The following is a 15041-nucleotide window of genomic DNA, read 5'->3' as shown; positions in this document are numbered from 1 at the left end:
GGCTCAGGTGCGCTCGGCCCAGGCCGCGCTGCTGAAAAATTTCATAGTGACCGCATGGATGCTGCCATCGGTGATCCATGGGTTCAAATGGGCATAGATCTGCTGCTGACGCTTCACCGGGCTCAACGCCGCCAGTTCATCGCTAATCACGTTCAGCTGAAAGTTGCAGCCTTCGCCTTCAACTTCTACCAACGTTCCGGGCAGCTTTCCTTCAAGGAAGCTCTTCACTTCTACGGCCTGCATGCTCAACCTCAATCGGCGCCCTGTGCGCGCGGGTCGGACATCATACAAAAAAGCCCCGCGCCTGCGAACCCCGCGAAGCAGGACTCTGACAGGGGGCTTCTTTATTGATGCTGGTTAGGGATGCGCCAACAGCTCGGTCAATTCGCTGACCTGAGCGATTTCGCGCATGTCTTCTGGCATTCCACGGATGCTCAGCGCCTTGCCGGCCTCCTCTGCATCACGCATGAAGCACAGCAGCAGCGACAAGCCGACACTGCTGGACTTCAACACCGCCGAGCAATCGACCACCAGTGCCGCAGCCTTGCTGGACTTGATCAGCGCCTGCCCCTGCTTGCGCAAGCCCGGGCCGGTGCGGTAATCCAGCATGCCGCTAAGCGCCAGCTCGCCGGATTCGCTCATGCGAATGGCCGACACACTCATTGAGCTTGCGTCTCAGTGGCTTGCTTCTGGCTGGCTTCCTTGGCTTTGGCGACTTCTCCGGCCCAACCATTGATGGTTTTGTCCAGGTCGTTGCCATTGCGCTGCATCGCATCAGCAAACTGATCACGGAACAGCTTGCCGATGTTGATGCCGTTGATGATTACGTTGCGCAGCTTCCACTCGCCATTGATCTTTTCCAGTGTGTAAGACACTGGATAGGCCGCGCCATTGCTGCCTTTGACCGTCATGGCAACGCTTGTACGGTCTCCCGACTCATCCTTGGCTGGGTCGACGGTGATGCCCTGGTTGTTGTACTCGAGCAAGGCGTTGCCATAGAACTGGAACAGACCCCTTTTGAAGTTTTCTTCAAAGGTCTTCATCTGCTCAGGCGTGGCCTTGCGTGAGTATTTGACCGTCATGATGCTCTTGGAAACGCCCTCGGCATCCACCACAGGCCCAACGATGGTGTTCAGCGCCGTATAGAAATCTTGCGGATCTTGTTTGTATTTTTCTTTATTAGCGTCCAGATCGGCCAGCAGCCGGTTAGTGGTGTCCTGTACCAGATCGTGCGCCGAAGGCGCCGCCACGGCGTTAGCCACCAACGGCAGGGCTGCGAGTATTACCAACAGGCCACGTCGCAAGGTAGAGATCATTCAAAAGCTCCTCATTTGGCGTCTTTGCTTACGGTATTGAGCAGAAATTTACCGATCAGGTCCTCAAGCACCAGCGACGACTGCGTGTCGTGGATGGTTGAACCATCCTTGAGCAAGGTTTCTTCCCCGCCTACGCTGATACCGATGTACTTCTCGCCCAACAGGCCAGCGGTCAGGATAGATGCAGTGGAGTCAGTCGGCAGGTTATCTACGCGCTTTTCCAGCTGCATGGTCACTCGACCGGTGAAACTGTCGCGGTCCAGATCGATCGCCGTGACCTTGCCGATGGTCACACCGGCCATGGTCACTTTAGCTCTGACAGTCAAACCGGCGATATTGTCGAAATACGCATAAGTTTTATAAGTATCGGTGGTTGCGCTCGGGGACAGGCCACTCACCCGCAACGCCAGCAACAGCAAAGCCAGGATGCCAGCCAGCAAGAAAAGGCCGACACCGATTTCCAGGGTGCGGTTTTGCATCAGAAATCTCCAAACATCAAGGCGGTCAAAATAAAGTCCAGGCCGAGTACAGCCAAAGAGGCATACACCACGGTCTTGGTAGTGGCACGACTGATCCCCTCGGAAGTGGGCTCGCAGTCATAGCCTTGGAATACGGCGATCCAGGTCACGACAAAGGCGAAAACAATGCTTTTGATGATGCCGTTGAGCACATCGTCGGCAAAGGTCACGCTGTTCTGCATGTTCGACCAGTAGGAACCTTCATAGACACCCAGCCAGTCGACGGCCACCCATGAACCACCCCAGATGCCCACCACGCTGAAGATCATCGCCAGCACCGGCAGGGAAATGAAGCCGGCCCACAGGCGCGGGGCAATGATGTACTTGAGCGGGTCGACACCAATCATTTCCAGACTGGACAGCTGCTCGGTGGACTTCATGTTGCCGATTTCGGCAGTCAATGCCGAACCGGCGCGCCCGGCGAACAACAATGCCGTGACCACGGGCCCCAGTTCGCGCAACAGCGTCAGCGCAACCATCTGGCCGACCGCCTGCTCCGAACCGTAGCTGGATAGAATATTGAAGCCTTGCAGCGCCAGCACCATGCCGATGAATACCCCGGAGACCACGATGATCACCAGGGACATCACGCCCACTGAATGCAGTTGCTTGATCAGCAGGCCAAAACCGCCACCAATGCCACCACGGCCGAGCAAGGCATGAAACAGGAATATCGCCGAACGGCCGAATACCCCCAGCACGTCAATGCCAGAGTGGCCGAACCGGCGAACCCGCTCTATTAGTGAAATCTTGCGCATCAACGCTTCCCCAGAAGATCTGCGCGGTAATCCGTCGCTGGAAAGTGATAGGCGACCGGACCGTCCGGCTCGCCTGTCATGAATTGACGGATGCGTGGCTCCTGCGAGTTCATCAGTTCCTCGGGAGTGCCCTGCCCCAACACCTGGCCTTCGCCGACGACATAGATGTAATCGGCGATGCTCGCGGTCTCGGCCAGGTCGTGGGAGACCACGATACTGGTGATGCCCAGCGCATCGTTGAGCAAGCGGATCAGGCGCACCAGCACGCCCATGGCGATGGGGTCCTGGCCGACAAAGGGCTCGTCATACATGAGGATCTGCGGATCGAGGGCAATCGCCCGGGCCAGCGCGACACGACGCTTCATGCCACCGGACAATTCGTCAGGCATCAGGTCGATGGCGCCACGCAAGCCCACGGCCTGCAATTTGAGCAGGACAATGTCCCGGATCATTTCTTCCGGCAGTTCGGTATGAACGCGTAACGGAAAGGCAACGTTCTCGAACACATCGAGATCGGTGAACAGTGCACCGCTCTGAAAAAGCACGCCCATGTGCTTGCGCGCATCGAACAGATCACTGCGCGACAGCTTCGGCAGGTTCTGCCCGTTGACCCAGACTTCGCCTTTGGTGGGCCGCAACTGTGCGCCCATCAGCCGCAACAGCGTAGTCTTGCCACAGCCGGAAGGCCCCATGATGCCGGTGACCTTGCCGCGCGGGATACGTATATCGACGTTATTGAAAATGCTGCGCGCACCGCGCTTGAAGGTCAGTCCCTTCAGCTCGACCGCGTAGGCTTTATCGGCACTCATCTAAACTCCTTGCGATGCAGCCTCTCACTCGGACGCCTGACTTTCTGACGAAAGCACATACCTCCCGGGCAGGCCGAACTGGCGGCGAACTATATCACTGCAAAGGCCAAGCGCCCAAGGCCCACGCCGGGCCATGTTCAGCAACATGACAAGGAAAAAGCTTCTATTCAGGGGTATTCGGTAACAGGGAATGACAAAGCGCGACGAACTTGCGTGAGGGTTTCGAGCATTACCGTTATAATCGCCGCCTTTTCATCAGGCTATACGATTTCTGACATGAGCCAATCCAGCGATCTGATTCAATCTGCCCAACGCACCATCCGCCTCGAACTGGAAGCCGTACAAGGCCTGCTGCCCCGTATCGACGCAGATTTCGTACGCACTTGCGAGATGATCCTGGCCAGCAAAGGCCGCGTGGTCGTGGTCGGCATGGGCAAGTCCGGGCACATCGGCAGCAAGATCGCTGCCACCCTGGCCAGCACCGGCACCACGGCCTTTTTCGTGCACCCGGCCGAAGCCAGCCATGGCGACATGGGCATGATCACCCGCGACGACATCATCCTGGCGCTGTCGAACTCCGGCTCCACCAATGAAATCGTTACCTTGCTGCCACTGATCAAGCGTCTGGGCATTCAATTGATCAGCATGACCGGCAACCCTGAATCACCACTGGCGAAGGCTGCCGAGGTCAACCTCAACGTGCGCGTCGAGCACGAAGCCTGCCCGCTTAACCTGGCACCGACCTCGTCGACCACTGCCGCGCTGGTCATGGGCGACGCCCTGGCCGTTGCGCTGCTGGAAGCCCGCGGCTTTACCGCTGAAGATTTCGCCTTTTCCCACCCCGGTGGCGCGCTTGGCCGACGCCTGCTGCTGAAAGTGGAAAATGTCATGCACGCAGGGCGAGAGCTGCCGCACGTTCAACGCGGCACTCTGCTCAAGGACGCATTGATGGAAATGACCCGAAAGGGCCTGGGCATGACCGCGATCCTTGAAGCCGATGGCAAACTCGCCGGGATCTTCACCGACGGCGACCTGCGCCGCACCCTGGACCGTGCCATCGATATCCATCACGCGACCATCGACGAGGTCATGACCGTTCACGGCAAGACCGCCCGTCCCGAGATGCTCGCGGCCGAGGCTCTGAAAATCATGGAAGACCATCGAATCAACGCGCTGGTGGTGGTGGACAAGGAGGACCGACCGATCGGCGCCTTCAACCTGTCCGATCTGCTGCGCGCAGGAGTAATGTGATGAGCACCGACCTGTTGCAACGCGGCAAGAACATCAAGCTGGCGATTTTCGACGTCGATGGCGTACTGACTGACGGACGCCTGTACTTCCTCGAAGACGGCAGCGAATTCAAGACCTTCAACACCCTCGACGGACAAGGCATCAAGATGTTGATGGCAGCCGGCGTGCAGACCGCTATCATCAGCGGCCGCAAGACCCCGGTGGTCGAGCGACGAGCGAAGAACCTCGGCATTCCACACCTGTACCAGGGGCGCGAAGACAAACTGGTGGTGCTCGACGAGCTTCTTGCCCAACTCAAACTAAGCTATGAGCAAGTCGCCTATCTCGGCGACGACCTGCCGGACCTGCCGGTGATTCGCCGCGTCGGCCTGGGCATGGCGGTGGCCAACGCTGCCAGTTTCGTCCGTGAACACGCCCACGGCATCACCCAGGCTCGTGGTGGCGAGGGTGCCGCTCGCGAATTCTGCGAATTGATCCTGCGCGCCCAGGGCCACCTCGATGCGGCCAACGCCGCGTACCTGTGAGCCAACCATGCTGAGTAAAAAGATTCGCAAATTCCTGGTATTCGGTTGCATCGCAGCGATATTCGCGGCGGTCGGCTACTGGAACATCAGCCCGGAACGCTTCCTCGACCAGCCAGTGGCAAAGGTCGATGAAACCGCAATCGACTATTACGCGGTCAACGCCCACAGCGTGCAGTACCTGCCGGACGGTAAACTGCAATACGAAATGACGTCCGACAAGGTTGAACACCTGAAAGCGACCGAAGTGACGCTGTTGACCAATCCCGACCTGAACCTGTTCCGCGGCACCGAGTTTCCCTGGCACGTCCAGAGCGAGCACGGCGAAGTGAACCCCGACGGCACTCAGGTCGAACTGATTGACTCGGTGCGCATCACGCGCTTCGACGAGAAAAACCGCAAGACTCTGATTACCACCACCCGCATGACAGTGTTCCCGCAGCAGCAATATGCGCAGACCGAGCAACCCGTTAGAATCGACGGCGCTGGTGGTGTGTCGACTGGCAAGGGAATGAAAGCGTATTTGAAAGAAAGCAGGATACACCTGCTATCGAACGTAAGAGGACAGTATGAGGTTCGTTAAAACCCTCCCTATTTTGCTCGGCCTGAGCGCAGCACTGGGAAGCGTGAGCGCCTGGGCTCTGCCGGACGATCAACAGCAGCCTATCCGCATCCAGGCGGACGATGCCCAACTGGACGACAAGAACGGCATTGCCACCTATAAAGGTGACGTGATCATCACCCAGGGCTCGATGAAGGTCACCGGCAATACGGTGACCATGACCCGCACCCCAGCCGGCGATATCGACGTAGTGACTTCGGTGGGCAACCTCGCCTACTTCGAGCAACTGCAAACGGCAGGCGATACAAAGCCGGTTCAAGGCTATGGCGTCACTATCCAGTACCACGCCTCGCAAGACCGTGTCGTGCTGATCGACCGCGCCAAAGTCATCGACAAGGACGGCAACGTGACCCAGGGCGAAAAAATCGTCTATGACACCAACAAAAAGCTCGCCAGCGCCGGTCGCGCTACGGGCAGCAAGGTCACCGAGTCGCGTCCGCGGATCGACATGGTGATCCAGCCGAAAAAGAAAACCGAAGAGCAAAAGGCCCCGTAATGGCAACTCTGAAAGCTCAGCACTTGGCGAAGAGCTACAAGAGCCGCCAAGTCGTGCGCGACGTCAGCCTGTCGATCGACAGCGGTCAGATCGTCGGCCTGCTGGGTCCCAACGGCGCCGGCAAGACCACCTGTTTCTACATGATTGTCGGCCTGGTACAGGCCGATCAGGGCCGGGTACTGATTGATGACCTGGATGTCAGCCACCAGCCTATGCACGGTCGTGCGAAGGCCGGTATCGGCTATCTTCCGCAAGAAGCATCGATTTTCCGCAAACTCTCGGTAGCCGACAACATCATGGCCATCCTCGAGACCCGCAAGGAACTCGACAAGACCGGTCGTCGCAAAGAGCTGGAAAGCCTGCTGCAGGAATTCCACATCAGCCACATCCGCGACAACCTCGGCATGAGCCTGTCCGGCGGTGAACGCCGCCGCGTGGAAATCGCCAGGGCACTGGCCACCAACCCGAAATTCATCCTCCTCGACGAACCGTTCGCCGGCGTGGACCCGATTTCGGTGGGCGACATCAAGCAGATCATCTATCACCTCAAGGCCAAGGGCATTGGCGTATTGATCACCGACCACAACGTCCGTGAAACCCTGGATATTTGCGAAACCGCTTACATCGTCAACGATGGCCAACTGATTGCCGAGGGTGACTCTGCCACCATCCTGGCCAACGACTTGGTCAAGGAAGTGTATCTGGGTCATGAGTTCCGCCTGTAAGCACTGAGGTGCCTGGCCAGTCGACCGAGCGCTTGTCTCGATAAAAATGAATACTTTTTTATTGTTACAGCGCTCTAGGCAAACGTTGCAGTTTCAGGCATATAATTTGCTTATGTTTGGCGCTCCGGCGCCCTGTAGTGGATGGCGCATGCGCGCCGGCGAATAAGGTGTTAAGCCCCTGCCATGAAACCATCGCTAGTCTTGAGAATGGGCCAGCAGCTGACGATGACACCGCAGCTGCAACAGGCCATCCGCCTGCTCCAATTGTCGACCCTGGACCTGCAACAGGAAATCCAGGAGGCCCTGGAGTCCAATCCGATGCTCGAACGCCAGGAAGAAGGCGACGACTTCGATAACGCCGACCCCTTGGCCGACAAAGCCGAACAGCCTCCCAACGCCGATGTTTCGGAACCCTCCTACCAGGAAACCGCCCCGACGGTGGACAACCTCGAGGAAGGCGACTGGAACGAGCGCATTCCCAACGAACTGCCCGTCGACACCGCGTGGGAAGACGTCTACCAGACCAGCACCAGCAGCCTGCCGAGCAACGATGACGACGAGTGGGATTTCACCACCCGTACATCGGCCGGCGAAAGCCTGCAAAGCCACTTGCTGTGGCAACTGAACCTGGCACCGATGTCCGACACTGATCGCCTGATTGCCGTGACCCTGATCGACTGCATCAACAATCAGGGCTACCTGGACGAAACCCTCGAGGAGATTCTCGAAGCCTTCGATCCGGAACTGGACATCGAACTGGACGAAATCGAAGCCGTCCTGCACCGCATCCAGCAATTCGAACCCGCTGGCATCGGCGCCCGTAACCTGGGCGAATGCCTGCTGCTGCAATTGCGTCAGTTGTCCGTCAAGACCCCTTGGCTGGTCGAGGCCAAACGCCTGGTCACCGATTACATCGACCTGCTCGGCAGCCGCGATTACAGCCAGCTGATGCGTCGCATGAAGCTCAAGGAAGATGAGCTGCGCCAAGTGATTGAACGGGTCCAGAGCCTCAACCCGCGTCCAGGCTCGCAAATCGAGTCCGGCGAAGCCGAATACGTCGTTCCCGACGTGATCGTACGCAAGGACAACGAGCGCTGGCTGGTGGAACTGAACCAGGAATCCGTACCGCGGCTGCGGGTCAACGCTCAATACGCCGGTTTCGTGCGACGCGCCGACACCAGCGCCGACAACACCTTCATGCGCAATCAGTTGCAAGAGGCCCGCTGGTTCATCAAGAGCCTGCAAAGCCGCAATGAAACCCTGATGAAAGTAGCCACCCAGATCGTCGAGCATCAGCGCGGCTTTCTTGAATACGGCGACGAAGCCATGAAACCGCTGGTCCTGCATGACATCGCCGAAGCGGTGGGCATGCATGAGTCGACAATTTCACGGGTGACCACGCAAAAGTTCATGCATACCCCACGGGGCATCTATGAACTGAAATACTTTTTCTCGAGCCACGTCAGCACCTCAGAGGGCGGTGAATGCTCGTCCACGGCGATCCGAGCGATCATCAAAAAACTGGTTGCCGCGGAAAATCAGAAAAAGCCGTTGAGTGACAGCAAGATCGCTGGTTTACTGGAGGCACAAGGCATTCAGGTGGCTCGCCGCACCGTCGCCAAGTACCGCGAATCCCTCGGGATCGCGCCTTCGAGCGAACGCAAGCGGTTGATGTAGAGCCACGCCACAGCGTTCCAGTGGCAGGCATTTCTGCCTGCCGCTTTATGCACTGGCAACGAAGGAGAGCTGTATGCAAGTCAACATCAGTGGACACCAACTGGAAGTGACCGAACCTCTTCGCACCTACATCGGCGAAAAACTCGAACGATTAGAGAGGCATTTCGACAAGATCACCAACGTGCAAGTCACGATGACGGTCGAAAAGCTCAAGCAGAAAATCGAAGCCACGCTGCATATTCCCGGCAATGAAGTGGTCGCCAACGCGGAGCATACCGATATGTACGCGGCGATCGACGCACTGACCGACAAGCTGGATAAACAACTCAAAAAGCATAAGGAAAAGACCCAGAGCCTCCTCCAGGGCGCAACCGGTCGTTAACACTCCCAACCCATGATCCGACTTGAAAGCATCCTGACCCCCGGCCGTTCCCTCGTGAACGTGCCGGGCGGCAGCAAAAAGAAAGCCCTCGAGCAAATTGCCAACCTTATCCACCGCGAAGTGCCGGATTTGGCGATGCAGGATGTCTTCGAGAGTCTGGTCGCCCGTGAAAAACTCGGTTCCACCGGTTTTGGCAACGGCATCGCCATCCCCCACTGTCGCCTGAAGGGCTGCAACTCGCCCATCAGCGCCTTGATGCACCTCGACGCCCCTATCGATTTCGACGCCATCGACGGCGCCCCGGTTGACCTGCTGTTTGTTCTGCTGGTCCCGGAGGCGGCCACCGACGCGCACCTGGAGCTACTGCGCCAGATCGCCAGCATGCTCGATCGCAAGGAAGTGCGCGAAAAACTGCGCAGCGCTCCGAGCAATGAAGCCTTGTATCAGGTTGTCCTGGACGAGCAAAACGGTCACTAATCATGCGTTTGATCATCGTCAGTGGCCGCTCCGGCTCAGGTAAAAGTACCGCGCTCGATGTCCTCGAGGACAACGGCTACTACTGCATCGACAACCTGCCCGCCGGCCTGCTGCCGGAACTGGCCGAACGCGCGTTGATTCACACCGAGCTGGCACAACCGCTGGTTGCCGTGTCTATCGATGCGCGCAACTTGCCAAGTCACTTGTCGCGGTTTCCCGAGCTGCTGGAAGAAGTGCGCAGCCGGCATATCCAGTGTGATGTGCTTTATCTGGACGCCGACGAAGAAACCTTGCTCAAACGCTTCTCGGAAACCCGCCGACGGCACCCGCTGAGCAATGCCAATCGCTCGCTGGCCGAAGCCATCAACGATGAAACCAGCCTGCTCGGGCCGATTGCCGACCTCGCCGATCTCAAAGTAAACACCACCAGCCTGAACCTGTATCAGCTACGCGATACCATCAAGCTGCGCCTGCTGAACCAGCCGGAGCCCGGTACTGCGTTTCTGGTGGAGTCTTTTGGTTTCAAGCGTGGCATGCCGGTGGACGCTGATCTGGTGTTCGACGTGCGTTGCCTGCCCAATCCCTATTGGAAGCCGGAGTTGCGCGATCATTCCGGGCTCGATCAACCGGTCGCCGAGTACCTGGCGGCACAGCCGGATGTCGAAGAGATGTACCAGGACATTTCCACATACTTGCTTAAATGGCTGCCACGCTTTGCCGCCAGTAACCGCGCTTATGTCACCATTGCCATTGGCTGCACCGGCGGACATCACCGTTCCGTGTACCTGACCGAACGTCTGGGCCAGGCCCTGCAAAAATCCCTGAAGAACGTCCAGGTTCGCCACCGCGACCTCAGCTAAAGGATTCACACCGCGATGCCTGCTCTGGAAATTGAAATCATCAACAAGCTGGGCCTGCATGCCCGCGCTTCTGCAAAATTCGTTGGCGTCGCCGGTGAGTTCAAGGATTGCACGATCAGAGTAGGACGCACGCCGGAATCCACGGTCGACGGTAAAAGCATCATGGCAATGATGATGTTGGCGGCTGGCAAGGGCACCAGGATCTACCTGAGTACCGAAGGCGAAAAGGCTGATGAGGCGCTGCAGGCATTGGTGGCTTTGATCAACGACTACTTCGGCGAAGGCGAGTAACGCTCGCCTAGGCGAGCGCTGTATCCATCACCATCATCAAGCAAAACCCGATCAGCAGCCCAAGACTTGCAAGCTTGTCGTGCCCATTGCGGCGCGACTCGGGAATGACTTCATGGGTGACTACCAGCAACATTGCCCCGGCCGCCAGTGCCAACCCCAAGGGCAACAACAATTCGGCCAGGCTCACCAGCCAAGCGCACAACAGCGCGAAGACCGGTTCAACCAGACCTGATGCAGCACCCATCAGGAACGCCTTGACCCGCGACATCCCTGCCCCGGCCAATACCAGCGCGATTACCAGACCTTCCGGCACATCCTGCAAGGCGATGCCCATGGCCAGGCTATCAGCGTCGGGCATGCCACCACCCGCCGACACACCAACCGCCATGCCTTCGGGGATGTTGTGGGCAATGATCGCAAACACAAATAACCAGATTCGCGGTGGAATCACTGGCCGTTCCAGGGTGCCGACCCACATTTTCGGACTGGCCCCAGAGACCTTTCGATCCACAAGAAACAGCCCGAACGCACCCAGCATGATGCCGAAACTGATCAGTCCGCGGGCCGCCCAAGGCGTCAGCCCCAGGTTTTCTGCGGCTGAGATTCCCGGAACAATCAACGAAAACGCTGTCGCCGCGAGCATTACCCCGGCCCCGAAGCCAAGCAGCGAATCACTGACCGCCTGGGGCATCTGCCGAATCACCAGCACGGGCACCGCGCCCAAGGCAGTGCCCAAGGCGCAGATCGCCCCGCCTTGCAGCGCGCGCAGCAGTTTCGGCTCGAGGTCCAGCCAAGCCAGCCCCTGAGCAACCAATAACGTCATGCCCGCCAGCAGTAACAGCGATCCGAATGCGTAACGAAACATTCGGCCACTTCCGATCGCCAGTGTTCCAGTGCCCATAGCCAGCCTTGGATTGTTTTTGTAGAAGTCTTAAACCAATGCAGCCTGATAGCGCGTAGCGACTTCAGGCCAATTGATCACGTTGTAGAACGCGTTGATGTATTCCGGGCGACGGTTCTGATAACGCAGGTAATACGCATGCTCCCAAACATCCAGGCCGAGGATTGGCGTATTACCAATCATCAACGGGCTGTCCTGATTACCGCCGCTTTCAACGACCAACGTCTTTTGCGGCGTCACACTGAGCCAGGCCCAGCCGCTGCCGAAACGCGTCAGCGCGGCTTTGGTGAAGGCATCCTTGAAACTGTCGAGGCCGCCGAGCTGTTCTTCAATCGCGCTTGCCAATTCACCTTCAGGTTTGCCGCCGCCATTGGGCGCCATCACTTCCCAGAACAGCGAATGGTTGGCGTGACCGCCGCCCTGATTGACTACTGCCGCACGAAGCTTTTCCGGCAACTGCTGGATGCTGGCCACCAGTTTTTCCACCGGCCACTCGGCAAACTTGGTGCCTTCGACCGCAGCGTTGAGGTTGTTGATGTAGGTCTGGTGGTGCTTGGTGTAGTGGATTTCCATGGTCTGCGCATCGATGTGCGGTTCCAGGGCGTCGTAGGCGTATGGCAAGGCAGGCAGGGTAAAAGCCATTTTCAATGCACTCCATGATGTAGAGGCGTAGGCGATACGGCATCGATAGGCAGCAAACGATGGGTGCGCGGATACTCGCCGTGTTCGCTGATGAAATTCAGCAGTTCGACGTAGCTCTTGCTGCTCTGGCGCAACGCTGCTTCGCGCAGGGCCGGCGCCAGTCGTGGGTCCTGCATGGTCTGCAACAACCGCTGATGGATGGCGCACAAGTACTCGGCACTCTCCTCCGGTTGGTTCAGACGCAAGTGCAGATCTGCCAGGTTGTGGTGGGAAATCACGCAGGCCGCGACCGCTTCGTCGGCGTCCGCCCAGCGCTCGAACAACACCTGAGCCAAGGCTAATGCCTGCAAGTAAGCCTCGCGGGCATCGACCAGTTCGCCCAGCATGAAACAGCGATTAGCCCGTTCGATCGTGCGTTTCCAGTGCTCCATGTGAGCCTCCAAAGCGGTTGCGGTGATTACACGCCGCCTGCGGTGAGTTTTTCCGGGTCCAGCAAAACCTCAAGCTGGCTGCGGGTCAGGTCGGTGTGTTCCAGAGCCACATCGATCACCGACCGGCCTTGTTGATAGGCCTTCTTGGCGATCTCCGCGGCTTTTTGGTAACCAATGATCGGTTGAGTGCAAGGCTGCTCGTGCAAGGCAGAACCCATGATCCGGGCTCATTCGGTAATGAGATTTATTATTAGATGATAATGAGAACCAAAACAATCCCGAGAAAATCAACGCAAAAAAAGGCGCGCCGCCCAACGATGGGTGGCGCGCCTTTTTGCGTAACGGTTAAGCGTTAGCTGCCCGCCACCGTCATCCGTTCGATCAGCACCGAACCTGTGCGAATGTTGCTGCGCAGTTCCAGGTCATTTCCCACCGCAACGATCTGTTTGAACATGTCACGCATGTTGCCAGCGATGGTCACTTCCTGGACCGCGAACTGGATTTCACCGTTCTCCACCCAGAAACCCGCCGCGCCACGGGAGTAATCGCCAGTGACCATGTTCAGACCCTGGCCCATCAACTCAGTCACCAGCAGGCCGCGGCCCATGCGTCGCATCAAGGCTGCCTGGTCTTCGTCGCCATGGGTGACGAACAGGTTGTGCACCCCGCCGGCATTGGCAGTGCTCGGCATCCCGAGCTTGCGGCCGGAGTACGTGCCGAGGATGTACGACACCAACTCGCCTTTTTCGACGAACGGCTTGGCGTAAGTCGCCAAACCGTCGCCATCGAATGCCGAACTGCCCATGGCGCGCATCAGGTGCGGACGCTCATCGAGGGTCAGCCATTCCGGGAACAGCTTCTGCCCCAGCGTGCCTTCAAGGAACGACGATTTGCGATACAGACTGCCGCCGGAAATCGCTGAGAGGAAACTGCCGAACAAACCGCCAGCCAGTTCTGCGGAAAACAGCACCGGCACTTCGCAGGTCGGCACCGGTCGCGCGCCAAGACGGCTCGCCGCCCGCTGCGCGGCACGCTGGCCGATGCTCACCGGGTCGGCCAGCAATTCGCCCTGACGGTTCACGTCGTACCAGTAATCGCGCTGCATCTGGCCGTCGGCCTCGGCGATCATCACGCAGCTCAAGCTGTGACGGGTCGACGCGTAGCCCCCGATGAAACCATGACTGTTGCCGTAAACGCGGCAGCCCTGGTGGGTGCTGAGGGTGGTGCCGTCGGCGTTCTTGATCCGACTGTCGGTGGCAAACGCCGCCGCTTCACAGGCCAGGGCCTGCTCGATGGCTTGTTCCGGGGTGATGTCCCATTGATGGAACAGGTCAAAATCCTGCAGATCCTTGGCCATCAGCGCGGCGTCCGCCAGGCCCGAAGCTTCGTCTTCGGAAGTGTGCTTGGCGATGGCCAATGCGGCGGCGACGGTTTCGCGAATCGCCTCCGGACCGCTGGCCGACGTGCTGGCCGAGCCCTTGCGCTGGCCAGCGTACAAGGTGATGCCAAAACCCTGATCGCGGTGGAATTCGACGGTTTCGACTTCACGCTGACGCACCGTGGTGGACAGGCCCTGCTCCAGGGACACCGCCACTTCACAGGCACTGGCACCCTGGCGCTTGGCTTCAGCGATGATCTGCTCGACTTGTTCTTGCAGTGCCGGCAACGCTTGTGGACCGACGCTTTCAACTGCACTCATGCTGTTCTCCACTCAAATTCTGCTTTCGGCTGGGGCCTTCGAGCGACCGGGCCGGACAAGCGGCCCCCGACTGGTTATCATGGCGGCGTTTCTTTGCGGACTGCCACCATGGTTGATTCTTACGACGACTCCCTCGATACGGGAGAAAAAAGCAAATCCCAGGTTAAACGCGAGCTTCATGCTCTGGTTGACCTTGGCGAGCGCCTTACAACGCTCAAGCCTGACTTGCTGGCAAAGCTGCCATTGACCGACGCTTTGCGCCGGGCTCTGGGCGATGCCTCCAAGCACACCGCGAATATCGCGCGTAAACGGCACCTTATGTTCATCGGCAAACTGATGCGCGATCAGGACATTGACGCCATTCTGACTTTGCTCGATCAACTCGATGCCTCCACTCGGCAGTACAACGAACGTTTCCATGGCCTGGAACGCTGGCGCGATCGCTTGATCGCTGGCGACGACGGCGTCCTGGAGAAGTTCGTCATCGACTACCCGGAGGCTGATCGCCAGCAATTGCGCTCCCTGATCCGTCAGGCCCAGCACGAACTGGCGACCAACAAGCCACCGGCATCGAGCCGTAAAATCTTCAAGTACATCCGTGAGCTGGACGAGACTCAACGCGGCCTGCGTTAAATCTCGAATCGGGTGAGCTGCATTGCAGTTCA

21 protein-coding genes and 1 pseudogene are annotated in these 15041 nt (G+C 58.4%); 11 read left to right on the top strand and 11 right to left on the bottom strand.

Features of this window, described 5'->3' with window-relative positions; genetic code table 11:
- Positions 1 to 3: 3 nt before the first annotated feature.
- From ACYZTR_RS05380 to ACYZTR_RS05355, 6 genes are all read right to left on the bottom strand, one after another.
- A complete protein-coding gene (locus ACYZTR_RS05380) occupies positions 4 to 243 on the bottom strand; it encodes a BolA family protein (protein WP_007912386.1) in 240 nt (79 codons plus the stop codon).
- 114 nt (positions 244 to 357) lie between these two features.
- Positions 358 to 663, bottom strand: a complete 306-nt coding sequence (locus ACYZTR_RS05375; protein WP_461977031.1) for an STAS domain-containing protein — start codon at positions 661 to 663, stop codon at positions 358 to 360.
- Complete coding sequence (locus ACYZTR_RS05370; protein ID WP_461977029.1) at positions 660 to 1316, bottom strand: MlaC/ttg2D family ABC transporter substrate-binding protein; 657 nt, start codon at positions 1314 to 1316, stop codon at positions 660 to 662. The genes ACYZTR_RS05375 and ACYZTR_RS05370 overlap by 4 nt, the downstream gene beginning before the upstream one ends.
- Before the next feature lie 11 nt (positions 1317 to 1327).
- Complete coding sequence (mlaD, locus tag ACYZTR_RS05365) at positions 1328 to 1795, bottom strand: outer membrane lipid asymmetry maintenance protein MlaD (RefSeq protein WP_131061201.1); 468 nt, start codon at positions 1793 to 1795, stop codon at positions 1328 to 1330.
- Positions 1795 to 2592 carry a lipid asymmetry maintenance ABC transporter permease subunit MlaE gene (gene mlaE / locus ACYZTR_RS05360; RefSeq protein WP_008150745.1) on the bottom strand — a complete coding sequence of 266 codons (798 nt, stop codon included), beginning with the start codon at positions 2590 to 2592 and terminating at the stop codon, positions 1795 to 1797. Before mlaE ends, mlaD begins: the two co-directional genes overlap by 1 nt.
- Complete coding sequence (locus tag ACYZTR_RS05355; protein WP_059403257.1) at positions 2592 to 3401, bottom strand: ATP-binding cassette domain-containing protein; 810 nt, start codon at positions 3399 to 3401, stop codon at positions 2592 to 2594. The genes mlaE and ACYZTR_RS05355 overlap by 1 nt, the downstream gene beginning before the upstream one ends.
- A gap of 276 nt (positions 3402 to 3677) precedes the next feature.
- Here ACYZTR_RS05355 and ACYZTR_RS05350 point away from each other — a divergent pair, with 276 nt between their 5' ends.
- The 10 genes from ACYZTR_RS05350 to ACYZTR_RS05305 all read left to right on the top strand — a co-directional run bounded on the left by ACYZTR_RS05350 (position 3678) and on the right by ACYZTR_RS05305 (position 10703).
- Positions 3678 to 4652, top strand: a complete 975-nt coding sequence (locus ACYZTR_RS05350) for a KpsF/GutQ family sugar-phosphate isomerase (RefSeq protein ID WP_461977028.1) — start codon at positions 3678 to 3680, stop codon at positions 4650 to 4652.
- The gene (locus ACYZTR_RS05345) at positions 4652 to 5176 is read left to right on the top strand and encodes a KdsC family phosphatase (RefSeq protein WP_461977026.1); all 525 of its coding nucleotides are present in this window, start codon (positions 4652 to 4654) and stop codon (positions 5174 to 5176) included. The genes ACYZTR_RS05350 and ACYZTR_RS05345 overlap by 1 nt, the downstream gene beginning before the upstream one ends.
- A gap of 7 nt (positions 5177 to 5183) precedes the next feature.
- Entirely contained in the window at positions 5184 to 5756 is a 573-nt protein-coding gene (lptC, locus tag ACYZTR_RS05340) for an LPS export ABC transporter periplasmic protein LptC (protein WP_461977024.1), read from the top strand.
- The gene (gene lptA / locus ACYZTR_RS05335) at positions 5743 to 6291 is read left to right on the top strand and encodes a lipopolysaccharide transport periplasmic protein LptA (RefSeq protein WP_461977022.1); all 549 of its coding nucleotides are present in this window, start codon (positions 5743 to 5745) and stop codon (positions 6289 to 6291) included. Before lptC ends, lptA begins: the two co-directional genes overlap by 14 nt.
- The gene (lptB, locus tag ACYZTR_RS05330; RefSeq protein WP_282375090.1) at positions 6291 to 7016 is read left to right on the top strand and encodes an LPS export ABC transporter ATP-binding protein; all 726 of its coding nucleotides are present in this window, start codon (positions 6291 to 6293) and stop codon (positions 7014 to 7016) included. Before lptA ends, lptB begins: the two co-directional genes overlap by 1 nt.
- A 183-nt stretch (positions 7017 to 7199) precedes the next feature.
- Positions 7200 to 8693 carry an RNA polymerase factor sigma-54 gene (locus tag ACYZTR_RS05325; RefSeq protein ID WP_461977020.1) on the top strand — a complete coding sequence of 498 codons (1494 nt, stop codon included), beginning with the start codon at positions 7200 to 7202 and terminating at the stop codon, positions 8691 to 8693.
- A gap of 73 nt (positions 8694 to 8766) precedes the next feature.
- A complete protein-coding gene (hpf, locus tag ACYZTR_RS05320) occupies positions 8767 to 9075 on the top strand; it encodes a ribosome hibernation-promoting factor, HPF/YfiA family (protein WP_007941242.1) in 309 nt (102 codons plus the stop codon).
- 12 nt (positions 9076 to 9087) lie between these two features.
- The gene (gene ptsN, locus ACYZTR_RS05315) at positions 9088 to 9552 is read left to right on the top strand and encodes a PTS IIA-like nitrogen regulatory protein PtsN (RefSeq protein ID WP_416127848.1); all 465 of its coding nucleotides are present in this window, start codon (positions 9088 to 9090) and stop codon (positions 9550 to 9552) included.
- Between the two features lie 2 nt (positions 9553 to 9554).
- Positions 9555 to 10412 carry an RNase adapter RapZ gene (gene rapZ, locus ACYZTR_RS05310; RefSeq protein WP_461977018.1) on the top strand — a complete coding sequence of 286 codons (858 nt, stop codon included), beginning with the start codon at positions 9555 to 9557 and terminating at the stop codon, positions 10410 to 10412.
- A 15-nt stretch (positions 10413 to 10427) separates the two neighbouring features.
- Positions 10428 to 10703, top strand: a complete 276-nt coding sequence (locus ACYZTR_RS05305) for an HPr family phosphocarrier protein (protein ID WP_461977016.1) — start codon at positions 10428 to 10430, stop codon at positions 10701 to 10703.
- A gap of 7 nt (positions 10704 to 10710) precedes the next feature.
- On the opposite strand, the gene ACYZTR_RS05300 is transcribed toward ACYZTR_RS05305, so the two are convergent.
- From ACYZTR_RS05300 to pmbA, 5 genes and pseudogenes are all read right to left on the bottom strand, one after another.
- Positions 10711 to 11604, bottom strand: coding sequence for a ZIP family metal transporter (locus ACYZTR_RS05300; RefSeq protein ID WP_461977014.1), 894 nt, complete (start codon positions 11602 to 11604; stop codon positions 10711 to 10713).
- A 30-nt stretch (positions 11605 to 11634) separates the two neighbouring features.
- Positions 11635 to 12246, bottom strand: a complete 612-nt coding sequence (locus ACYZTR_RS05295) for a superoxide dismutase (RefSeq protein WP_461977012.1) — start codon at positions 12244 to 12246, stop codon at positions 11635 to 11637.
- Between the two features lie 2 nt (positions 12247 to 12248).
- Entirely contained in the window at positions 12249 to 12677 is a 429-nt protein-coding gene (locus ACYZTR_RS05290) for a hypothetical protein (RefSeq protein WP_461977010.1), read from the bottom strand.
- A gap of 26 nt (positions 12678 to 12703) precedes the next feature.
- Positions 12704 to 12859 (bottom strand): annotated as a pseudogene (gene aspA / locus ACYZTR_RS05285) (aspartate ammonia-lyase); the annotation flags it as partial.
- A 170-nt stretch (positions 12860 to 13029) separates the two neighbouring features.
- Complete coding sequence (pmbA, locus tag ACYZTR_RS05280) at positions 13030 to 14376, bottom strand: metalloprotease PmbA (protein ID WP_461977008.1); 1347 nt, start codon at positions 14374 to 14376, stop codon at positions 13030 to 13032.
- A gap of 108 nt (positions 14377 to 14484) precedes the next feature.
- Between pmbA and yjgA the strand changes: the two genes are divergently transcribed.
- Complete coding sequence (gene yjgA, locus ACYZTR_RS05275) at positions 14485 to 15009, top strand: ribosome biogenesis factor YjgA (protein ID WP_461977006.1); 525 nt, start codon at positions 14485 to 14487, stop codon at positions 15007 to 15009.
- The last annotated feature ends 32 nt before the right edge of the window (positions 15010 to 15041 follow it).

It is taken from the genome of Pseudomonas sp. Hz4, assembly GCF_054898165.1.
The sequence above is the reverse complement of the archived record's forward strand: the minus strand, read 5'-3'. Positions and strand labels throughout refer to the sequence as shown.